General features: G+C 68.6%; 10 protein-coding genes. 6 read left to right on the top strand and 4 right to left on the bottom strand.

Annotated elements, in window-relative coordinates:
• Positions 1-6 precede the first annotated feature (6 nt).
• Positions 7-468, top strand: coding sequence for a hypothetical protein (locus BUE42_RS26525; RefSeq protein ID WP_073468297.1), 462 nt, complete (start codon positions 7-9; stop codon positions 466-468).
• Positions 469-692: 224 nt separating this feature from the next.
• A complete protein-coding gene (locus tag BUE42_RS31785) occupies positions 693-3761 on the top strand; it encodes an RICIN domain-containing protein (protein ID WP_083614604.1) in 3069 nt (1022 codons plus the stop codon).
• A gap of 63 nt (positions 3762-3824) precedes the next feature.
• Here the strand turns inward: BUE42_RS31785 and BUE42_RS26550 are convergent, their stop codons facing one another.
• Entirely contained in the window at positions 3825-4241 is a 417-nt protein-coding gene (locus BUE42_RS26550) for a hypothetical protein (protein WP_073468298.1), read from the bottom strand.
• A 93-nt stretch (positions 4242-4334) separates the two neighbouring features.
• Here BUE42_RS26550 and chrA point away from each other — a divergent pair, with 93 nt between their 5' ends.
• The 4 genes from chrA (at position 4335) to BUE42_RS26570 (ending at position 8468) form a co-directional block, all read left to right on the top strand.
• Positions 4335-5687, top strand: coding sequence for a chromate efflux transporter (chrA, locus tag BUE42_RS26555; RefSeq protein WP_235002621.1), 1353 nt, complete (start codon positions 4335-4337; stop codon positions 5685-5687).
• Between the two features lie 46 nt (positions 5688-5733).
• Entirely contained in the window at positions 5734-6354 is a 621-nt protein-coding gene (locus tag BUE42_RS26560) for a glutathione S-transferase family protein (RefSeq protein WP_073468300.1), read from the top strand.
• Between the two features lie 73 nt (positions 6355-6427).
• Entirely contained in the window at positions 6428-7975 is a 1548-nt protein-coding gene (locus tag BUE42_RS26565) for a Fic family protein (protein WP_073468301.1), read from the top strand.
• 118 nt (positions 7976-8093) lie between these two features.
• Complete coding sequence (locus BUE42_RS26570) at positions 8094-8468, top strand: hypothetical protein (RefSeq protein WP_143171778.1); 375 nt, start codon at positions 8094-8096, stop codon at positions 8466-8468.
• Between the two features lie 21 nt (positions 8469-8489).
• Here BUE42_RS26570 and BUE42_RS26575 read toward each other — a convergent pair whose 3' ends face one another.
• The 3 genes from BUE42_RS26575 to BUE42_RS26585 are packed head-to-tail and all read right to left on the bottom strand — an operon-like array spanning position 8490 to position 10558.
• Positions 8490-8897 carry a hypothetical protein gene (locus BUE42_RS26575; RefSeq protein ID WP_083614606.1) on the bottom strand — a complete coding sequence of 136 codons (408 nt, stop codon included), beginning with the start codon at positions 8895-8897 and terminating at the stop codon, positions 8490-8492.
• Between the two features lie 38 nt (positions 8898-8935).
• The gene (locus BUE42_RS26580) at positions 8936-9601 is read right to left on the bottom strand and encodes a phosphatase PAP2 family protein (RefSeq protein WP_235002623.1); all 666 of its coding nucleotides are present in this window, start codon (positions 9599-9601) and stop codon (positions 8936-8938) included.
• Between the two features lie 51 nt (positions 9602-9652).
• Positions 9653-10558, bottom strand: a complete 906-nt coding sequence (locus tag BUE42_RS26585; protein WP_073468302.1) for a LysR family transcriptional regulator — start codon at positions 10556-10558, stop codon at positions 9653-9655.
• Positions 10559-10643 lie beyond the last annotated feature (85 nt).

Consider the following 10643-nt stretch of genomic DNA (forward strand, 5'->3'; position numbering starts at 1 on the left):
TCGCCCATGCCGCACTCGGGGTTTCCGGACATCGCCTTCCACACCACCGGCTCCGAGGCGCCGCAGCCGCCGCGCGATCCGGTCGCGGTCGCGCTGGCGGGGCTGTGCCGCCAGGCCGGCGTCGAAGGCTGCACGCTCGTCGAGGCCTCGAGCGGGGCCGTGCACTCCACCAGCGGCAGCACGCGCGGCAGCGGCAGCGTGTGGGAAGCCGCCACCGACTACTGGCGCCTGTATCACCGGCAGCAACGGCATTTCGTGCCATGGGGCTGCCTGCGCGCGGCGGTGTTCGTGCATGACAGAGGCGCGATCGGCGTGCTGCCGTGCTGCGACGAGCCGCCGCTGGTGGTGGTCGTCAGCGCCCGCGCCGACGGCGTCGACTGGGAAGAGTGCGAGCGCCTGACGCGTGCGCTCGGCGCCGCGCTGCGCTCGCTGCTCGACCGGCCGCTGATCGAGATCGCCACCGCCTGAGCGGCCTGCCGGGGGCTCATCCGACCCCTATCCATCGTGATTTCGCGTGATGTCCATACGCCAACATGATGCATCAATACCAATTGATGCCACCTCTCGCAAGCATTGCAAGCGGGTGAAACCGCTTCCACTTCGGAGCAGACCGGCCTCCTACCATCCGACGGACTTCAGCCCCGGCGACCCCTGCGTCCCGGGCCCGCGAAGCCCCACAAGGAGGACGACCCATGTTTCCGTTTCGAAGCAGCAAGCTCTGCCTGGCGTTGATCGTCGGCGCCGGCTTCACGCAGCTCGGCCACGCCGCCGACCTGGCCGCCGGCCGCTACACCGTTCGCTCGTCGTTCAGCGGCCTGTGCCTGGCGGTCGACGGCGGATCGACCGCCGAAGGCGCGAACGTCGTGCAATCGACCTGCGACACCTCGCCGGCGCGCCAGTTCGACCTGCAACGCGACAGCCAGGGCTACTACCGGCTGGTGAACGTGAACAGCGGCAAGGTCGTCGACGTGCAGGACATCTCGACCGCCAACGGCGCCAATGTCCACCAGTGGACCTGGCTGAACGGCGACAACCAGCGCGTCGCGCTGCAGGACCTGGGCGGCGGCAAGTACTACGTGCGCTTCAAGCACAGCAACAAGTGCATGGACGTCGGCAACTCGAGCCGCGCGTCGGGCGGCAACATCGGCCAGTGGGAGTGCAACGACGGCGAGACCGAGAAGTGGAGCTTCGTGCCGGTGGCCGGCGCGCCCGCTCCGGCCCCTGCGCCCGCCCCGGCACCGACGCCAGCCCCCGCGCCGTCGTCGCGCTACAGCGTGCGCTCCAATTTCAGCGGCCTGTGCCTGGCCGTCGCCGGTGACTCGACCATCAGCGGCGCCGACATCGTGCAGATGGCCTGCAACAGCTCGCTCGGACGGCTGTTCGACCTGGTGCGCGACACCGAGGGCTATTACCACCTGACCAATGCCAACAGCGGCAAGGTCATCGATGTGCAGGACGTGTCGACCGCCGATGGTGCGAACGTGCACCAGTGGCAGTACGGCGGCGGCGACAACCAGCGCTTCACGCTCGACAACCTCGGCGGCGGCCTGGTGAACGTGCGCTTCAAGCACAGCAGCAAGTGCCTGGACGTCGGCAACTTCAGCAAGGCCGAAGGCGGCCACATCGGCCAGTGGAGCTGCAACGGCGGCGAGACCGAGAAGTGGACGCTGGTCGCGGCCGCTCCGGCGCCGTCTCCTGCCCCGGCCCCGGCACCCGCGCCTGCGCCCGCTCCGGCACCGGCTCCCACGCCAGCACCGGCACCGGCCCCCGCTCCCGCACCGGCCCCTGCACCCGCACCCGCACCCGCACCCGCACCCGCACCCGCACCGAGCCCGGCACCTGCGCCGGCGCCTGCGCCCGCTCCGGCACCCGCGCCTGCACCGGCCCCTGCGCCCGCTCCGGCACCCGCGCCTGCACCGGCCCCGGCTCCGGCACCCGCTCCGGTCCCCGGCCGCGGCGCCAACGTGCCCTGGGTCGAGTACCAGGCTGAAGACGGCAGCACCAACGCCCAGATCATCGGCCCGAGCCGCCAGAAGTGGGACGCGAACCACATCGAGGCCGAGGCCATCGGCCGCAAGGCGGTGCGCCTGAACAAGACCGGCGACTACGTGTCGTTCCAGACCACGAAGGCCGGCAACGGCGTCGTCGTGCGCTACTCGATCCCCGACGCCCCCGGCGGCGGCGGCATCGACAGCACGCTCGGCCTGTACGTGAACGGCGTGCGCGTGAAGACGCTGCCGCTGACCTCGCGCTACAGCTGGTCGTACCAGGGCGGGCTGATCGGCGACCCGATCGTCGACAAGCCGGCCGGCCAGCCGCACACCTTCTTCGACGAGGTGCGCACGCTGCTGACCGACAGCATCCCGGCCGGCGCGACGGTGATGCTGCGCCGCGATGCGCAGGACACCGCCGCGTTCTACGTGATCGACCTGGTCGACATCGAGCCGGTGCCCACCGCGCTGACGATGCCGGCGGGCTTCACGTCGGTCACGCAGTTCGGCATCCAGCCGAACGACGGCAAGGACCACGCCGACGACGTGCTGCGCGCGATGCGCTCGACCAGCAAGCTGTGGTTCCCGCCGGGCGACTACCTGCTGCAGAAGATCTCCGGCGGCAACGTCGGGCTCGACAACCCGGGCATCGAAGTGCGCGGCGCGGGCATGTGGTACACGAACCTGAAGGGTCCGAAGTCGCTGTTCTTCTGCTACGGCGCCAGCGCGAAATGCGTGTTCGGCGATTTCTCGATCCTCGGTGAATCCAAGGCCCGCGCCGAGGAATCCGAAGGCGTGCAGAAGGCCTTCGCCGGCCCGATGGGCGCCAACAGCCTGATCGAGAACGTCTGGATCGAGCACGTGGTCGGTGCGATCTGGGTCGGCAACGATCCCCCGTACCAGACGCAGGCGACGCAGAACCTGACGATCCGCAACTGCCGCATCCGCAACACCTATGCGGACGGGATCAACCTGGACAACGGCACGTCGAACTCGGTGGTCGAGAACTGCCACCTGCGCAACACCGGCGACGACGCGCTGGTGGTGTGGTCGATCAAGTGGACCGACTGGGTCAAGGACAAGACCTACCAGCTGGGCGAGAACTTCATCAGCCCGGAAGGCAGGAACGCGCCCGACCAGGGCCAGGGCGTCAACAACGTGTTCCGCAACAACACGGTGCAGATGCCGTGGCGCGCCAACTGCTTCGCGGCGTATGGCGGTGCGAACAACGTGTTCAAGGACAGCGTCTGCGAAGACGTGCTGACCTACCCGGGCATCCTGATCGACAACGAGTTCAGCTCCTACCCGTTCGGCCCGGCGACCACGACCTTCAGCAACATCTCGCTGATCCGTGCGGGCGGCCCGATGTTCCTCGAGAACACGGCCACCCCGTGGCAGCACGGCGCGCTGAAGTTCTACATGCGCGAAGGCGACGTGAACAACATCCTGGTGGAGAACGTCGACATCATCGACCCGACCTACTCCGGCATCGAGTTCCGCGGCTTCGGCTCGGCCTTCGTGCCGCCGGGCGAGAAGTTCCACCCGGACCTGCTGCGCGACGCTGACAACGCGAAGTTCAGCAACGTGAAGCTGAAGAACATCAAGATCACCAACCCGGGCAAGTACGGCATCGAGGTCATCGACAACGGTGGCCGCGGTGCGGTGAACTTCGACGGCGTGGTCGTGACGAACCCGGCGCTGGGCGGCCTGAAGCAGGACACCGCGCCGAGCAGCTTCTTCATCCGCGGGACCGGCAACTCGGGCTGGTAAGACAAGTCTTGCGCCTGCCAGGGCCCGGTGTCGCGCTGCGATGCCGGGCCTTTTTCCTTGTGGCTAGCGTTCAGTCCACTTGGCGCGCTCCGCCTTCGTATAGAGCGCACGCATGCCGGGGCTGAGGAAGATGTAGCCGACCAGGATCGACTGGTAGACGGCAACCGCCGCGCTGACCATGGCGCCGGGGGGATTGGACGTCCACATCGACGCCACCGCACGCACGGAGACGATGACACCCAGGATGAGCAGCCCACCCAGGTAGCGGGACGCTGCCTGGCCGCCTTGCACGGTTCGCCAGGCGGCAATGCCAACGATGACCAGGAAGATGGCGCTGAAGATGCTCCCGCCAAAAACGGCAGATGCGGCACTCACCAGCAAGTAAGCGCCGAGCAGAACGATGAAGGCTCTCGGCGCCCGCGCGACCGCTGGCGCCTCAAGGTTGGAGGATGGGGGCGCGTACGGATTCCTGTCAGACATGTTCACTCCTCTTCGTTGTTGATGTGCGGCCTCGTGGCCGATCTCCTCGCGGAGCGCGGATGGTAGCCGCGGGCCCGTACGATGCGGGTCACGATGCATTCCGACGACGACCCTGCGCCACCAGCCGCCTTTCCGTCTCTGGTCGAGTCCGCGCGCTGGTGGCTGAAGCTCGGCTTCATCAGCTTCGGCGGGCCGGCCGGGCAGATCGCGGTGATGCACGAAGAGCTGGTTGTGCGGCGGCGCTGGATCTCCGAGGGCCGCTTCCTGCATGCGCTGAACTACTGCATGGTGCTGCCCGGCCCGGAGGCGCAGCAGCTCGCCACCTACATCGGCTGGCTGATGCATGGGCGCCTGGGCGGCATCGTCGCCGGTGCGCTGTTCGTGCTGCCGTCGCTCGCGATCCTGATTGCGCTGTCGTGGGTGTACCTGGCGTTCGGCAAGCTGCCGGCGGTGGCGGGCGTCTTCCACGGCATCAAGCCGGCGGTGACGGCGATCGTCGTGGCCGCGGCCTGGCGCATCGGCTCGCGCACGCTGCGCAACCCGGCGCTGTGGGCCATCGCGGCCGCGGCGTTCCTGGCCTTGTTCGCGCTGAACCTGCCGTTTCCGGTCGTGATCGTCGCGGCCGGGCTGGCCGGCGCGGTCGGTGGGCGCATCGCGCCGGCGATGTTCAGCATCGGCGGCGGGCATGCCGGGACAGAGGCCCCGCATGCGCCCGCGTTGATCGACGACGGCACGCCGACACCGCCCCATGCCCGCTGGCGCGCCGCATCGTTCGTGCGCGTGCTGGCCGCCTGCCTCGCGCTGTGGCTGGCCGCGATGCTCGGGCTCACGCTCGCGTTCGGCTGGCACGGCACGCTGACGCAGATGGGCTGGTTCTTCACGAAGGCGGCGCTGCTGACCTTCGGCGGCGCCTACGCGGTGCTGCCCTACGTGTTCCAGGGCGCGGTCGAGCAGCACCACTGGCTGACGGCCGCGCAGATGATCGACGGGCTGGCGCTCGGCGAGACCACGCCGGGCCCGCTGATCATGGTGGTCGCGTTCATCGGCTTCGTCGGCGGCTGGACGCAGGCCCTGTTCGGCAGCGAGTCCGCGTTCCTGGCCGGCGCGGCGGCGGCGGGGGTGGTCACCTTCTTCACCTTCCTGCCGTCGTTCTGCTTCATCCTGCTGGGCGGCCCGTTCATCGAATCGACGCACGGGCAACCGGCCTTCACCGCGCCGCTCAGCGCGATCACCGCGGCGGTGGTCGGCGTGATCGCCAACCTGGCCTTGTTCTTCGCGCTGCACGTGCTGTGGCCGCAGGGTGTGCACGGCCTGCCCGACCTGCCGAGTCTCGCGATCGGCATCGCCGCGGCGATCGCGCTGATCCGCTACCGGCAGGGCGTGGTCCGGGTCGTGCTGTGCGCGGGCGCCGTGGGGTTGCTCCTGGCGCTCGCTGCGCGTGCGTGAGGCCTGACCTAGACTCGCCCCGCATCAACGACAGCCGGGACCGCGAATGCTGAAGATCTGGGGCAATGCCGATTCGATCAACGTGCAGAAGGTGCTGTGGTGCTGCGAGGAACTCGCGCTGCCCTATGAGCGCATCGACGCCGGCCGGCACTACGGCGTCGTCAACACGGCCGAGTTCCGGCGCCTGAACCCGAACGGCCTGGTGCCGACGATCGACGACGATGGCTTCGTCGTGTGGGAATCCGGCACCGTGCTGCGCTACCTGGCGGCCAAGCATGGGGCCGGCAGCCTGTGGCCCGACGATGTCGTGGCGCGCGCCGAGGTCGACCGCTGGATCGACTGGTCGAACTCGACGCTGTGGCCGGCGATGGTGCCGATCTTCCGCGCGTTCCTGCGCACGCCCGAGCACGAGCGCGACGACAACCTGATCGAAGCCGCGCGGAGCGAGACGCTGGAGGCGATGCACATCCTCGACGCCCACCTCGAAGGCCGCGCGTTCGTCGGCGGCGAACGCTTCACGATGGGCGACATCGCGCTCGGCTGCGCGGTCTGGCGCTGGATGACGCTGCCGATCGAGCGCGAGGAGCTGCCGCAGGTGCAGCGCTGGTTCGATGCGCTGTCGAAGCGCGAGGCGTACCGGAAGGTGGTGATGTTGCCGTTGGTGTGAGCGGCATCCAGTAGCGTTTTCGCACCAAAACTGCCGTTTAATAGCGGTTTCGCATCACCGTGAGCGGAATTGCATGGACATTGGCTTCTCTGCGCTTCTTCAGCAGCACCCCCTGAGGCTGGTCCAGCCGCTGCGGGTCCATTCAAGCCTCGGCAAGAGTCGCCGTCGCAGCGAGACGCCGTCCCTCGTACAAGCCCAGTTTCCGCCGAGCTATCAGCCGGGGGATTCCTTCCAGGGGCACTTTGAGTTCGGCCTCAAGTACGAGGAGATCCACCTGGAGTTTCTCGCCCGGCTGTTTGCCGCCGTCGGCCGCGAGCCGCTCGAGGCGTGGTGCCGAACAGAGCCCTTCGGCCAGTACGCCCGCCGGGCGGGCTTTCTTTTCGAATGGCTCACCGGCCAATCGCTCGACGTTCCCGATGTCGGCAATGTCGCCTATGTCGACGCGTTGCCGGTCGGCAGCTACGTCACTCGCACCAAGCCGCAGCGCAACCAACGCTGGCGCGTCAACGACAACCTGCCCGGCACGCGGGACTTCTGCCCGCTCGTGCGGCTGTCCGATCCGTTGAACGCGGCCGGGCAGTTCGACCCCGGCGCCGCCCTGGCGGGCCTCGACGCCGAGTTCGGCCCGGACATGCTGCTGCGGAGTGCGAGCTGGCTGACCTTCAAGGAATCGCAGGCCAGCTTCGCGATCGAGCGCGAGGCCGACCAGGACGCGCGCATCCGCAGGTTTGCACAGGTGATCGCCGAGCACTGCGGGCGGGTGGACGAGCCGCTGAGCGATGCGACGCTGGCGCTGTTGCAGGCCGGGATCCTCGGGCCGGGCGCATTGCGGCTGGGCATCCGCCGCTCGCCGGTGTTCGTCGGCCAAGCCTCGTTGAGCCACAACGTCGTGCACTACGTCGCTCCGCACTTCGCACACGTGCCGGCGATGCTGGACGGCCTGAAGGCGTTCGAGGTCGCCACGCGTGGGGCCTCCTCATTGATGCGTGCCGGCGTGCTGGCCTTCGCCTTCGTCTACATCCATCCGATGTGCGACGGCAATGGCCGGTTGCATCGCTTCCTCGTCAACGACACGCTGCTGCGCGATGGTGCGATTCCCCACGGAACGATTCTTCCGGTGTCCGCGACGATCGTCCAGTCGACACGACTGCGGGCCGACTACGACCGAGTGCTGGAGGTCTTCTCACAGCCCTTGATGCGCCGCTATGCCGGCGACTATCGCTTCGGCGAAAGAGAGATCGCGGCAGACGGCACGCCCTACGACTTCGTGTTCGAGGCCTATGACGATGCGCAGTTTGCGTGGCGATTTCCCGACCTGACCGAGCACGCGATCTACACCTGCAAGCTGATCGAGTCGACGATCGTCGACCAGATGGCTGGCGAAGCACGCGTGCTGCGCCGCTTCGATATGGCCAGCCGGCGGCTGAAGGCGGTGATCGAAATGCCGGCGCCCGACGTCATCCGCGTCATCCGGTCGTTGAAGGAGAACAGCTGGGTTGCGTCCGGCAAGTTGCTGAAGGAATACCCCTTCCTCGATGACCTGCTTCAAAGAAGGCGCGCGATCGAGGCGGTGCGTTCCGCTTTCGAGGACCGTCAGCCCGAGGACATCGCCGACGCGTGAGAACTCGGCACGGCCTGGTGATGCCATCGCGGTGGTCACCGTAAAGACTCTTCACCCCGGTGCGACAATCCCGCTCCTGCCTGCCGCCCCTTTCCTGTCGCCTGATTTCCCGCCCGCCGTGCCCGACAACATCACCCTGCTGCGCCGACAGAACGTCCTCACGTTGTTCCAGCGCTTCGCCGAAGCGCAGATGCGCGACGGCATCGCCCCGAAGGGCATGGAGCAGCTGTTCGCGCAGGCGCTGCAGATCAGCCCCAGCATGTGGAGCCAGGTCAAGAGCAGCCGCCCGATCGGCGACAAGCTCGCGCGGCAGATCGAGGCGGCGCGTGCCCAACCCGCCGGCTGGCTCGACGAAGCGCACGAGCCGCAGGGGCTGACGCCCGCCGAGCTTCAATTCCTCCAGCTCGCGCTGAAGGCCTGGCGGGAAACGAATGCCGACGGGCGCAAGCAGCTGCGGCTCGCCGTGAAGCGGATCGCCGCCGGCGAGGACTGAGCCGGCCGGCCGCGCGCCGCGTCAACGGTGCGCGGCGCTCTCCAACAACCGCTTCAGCGTCTGCAGGTCGCCCGTGACCTGTGCGCAATCCTTATCGAAGCTCGCATTGTCGGCCCCCGCGGCACGGAACAGCATGAACGTCAGCTCGCAGCCGTCGCCATTGGCCACCGCGCGCATCGGGTTGCTGAACACCGTGCCGTCGGGCAGCGTGACGTCGTGGTCCAGCACGCCGTACGGGTTGTCGGGCGCCATCTCGATCTGCACCCGGCCCATCGGCGATTCGCCGAACCAGCGCCCGTCCTCTTCGACGATGCCGGCCGCCAGGCCCGAGGCCCATTGCGGCAGCAGCGAGGGCTGGTGCGCGAACTCGTAGACGACCTGCCAGGGCACGGCGATCGAGGCGGTGACGATGCGGACATCCTGCAGCATGGCGCGCTCCTTGATTCCTGCGGACTGTGTCGGGGCAATCAGCGTGCCGGCTCGCGCAGCGGCAGCGCCGCCACCAGCACGCCGAGCACCAGCCCGCCCAGCACGTCGACCACGACATGCTGTCGGATCGCGATCGTCGAATAGGCGATGCCCACGCACCAGGCCAGGTTCACCCATCGCAGCGCGACGGGCACCTCGAGTTCGCGCAGGTGTCGCGCCAGCAGGTGGCAGGTCAGCACCGCGAACGACACATGCAGCGACGGGAACGCGTTGCGCGACGCATCGCCCGCGCGCAGGAACTGCAGGCTGCCGTACTGCGACCAGTCGACACCGAAATCCGGCACCGCGCTCGGGTAGAACAGGTAGAACGCGAAGCCGATCGCGCTCATCAGCGCGGCCCGCAGCACGTAGCGCAGCAGCTCGCCGCCATCCTTCGAAAACGCCGGCGCGAGCGACACGTAGACCCACAGCGACGCATACACCGGCAGCAGCCCCTCGCGCAGCGTGAACCAGCGGTCCACCGCCAGCACCGGCATCACCGTCACGGCGGCCTGCGGTGAGCGCGCGGCCCAGAAATACAGCACGAAGAACAGCGAGATGCCAGCGGTGATGCCCACCAGCTTGGTCGGCCACAGCGCGAGCAGGCGCCGCAGGGCGGCACGGGGCCAGGGGGCTGCAGGACGGGGGAGCGCGGTCGAGGTCACGGCGACGGGTCAAGGTCAGGGTAGACCCGCATCATCGCGCGGTTTGGCTTGTCATTGCCTTTGCGTCCCGACGTACGCGAGCAGACCGGCCACCAGCGCATCGAAGGCCACGCGGCAGCGCGGGCTGCTGCGCAGGTCCTCGTGCATCGTGACCCAGGTCGGCAACGGCAGTGCGATCAGCTTCGGCAGCAGCCGCACCAGGCTGCCGTCGCGCCGCGCCAGCGGCACCTGGCACATGCCGATGCCGGCACCGGCGCGGATCAGCGCCAGCTGCGCCAGGTTGCTGTCGCTGCGCAGCGTGAAGGTCTCGCGCCGCATGCCTTGCAGCGCCTTCTCGGCCTGCCGCAGCCAGGCCGACGGCTGGTCGTAGCCGATCGTCGCGTGGGCCGCGAGTTCTTCGGGCCGGCGCGGCGTGCCATGCCGTTCGAGGTAGTCGCGGCGCGCATGCAGGCCCAGCTCGATGCTGCCGACGTGGCGCGCGATCAGCTGCTCCTGCTTCGGCTGCACCATGCGCACCGCGATGTCGGCCTCGCGGCGCAGCAGGTCTTGCAGCTTGTCGGTCAGCACCAGCTCGATCTTCAGCTGCGGATGCGCCTCGTGGAGCTCGGCCAGGATGGTCGGCAGCACCTCGACGCCCATCACGTCGCTGCAGCTGATGCGCACCGTGCCCTTGACGATGCCGTCGCCTCCCTGGCCGCCGGCCGCGCGCTCCAGCGCCGCCGCGGTGCTCTGCATCGCCTCGGCATAGGGCCGCAGCGACTGCGCCGCCTCGGTCGGCAGCAGGCCGGTCTGCGAGCGGGTGAACAGCACGACCCCGAGCGCCTGCTCGAGCGCCGCGACGTGGCGGCCGACGGTCGGCTGCGTGATGCCGAGCCCCCGGGCCGCGCCGGACAACGAGCCTTCGTCGAGCACGCCGAGGAAGGTCCGGTAAAGCTCCCAGCCGATGGTCGAAGTCATTCATAAATGTATAGCGTCACGCCGATGCTCGGCAATTCCATCTGAGCGCCTCCATCGCCAGAATTCATTCCATTCCCACCACCCA

Source organism: Rhizobacter sp. OV335 (assembly GCF_900142965.1).
Classification (GTDB): domain Bacteria; phylum Pseudomonadota; class Gammaproteobacteria; order Burkholderiales; family Burkholderiaceae_C; genus Rhizobacter.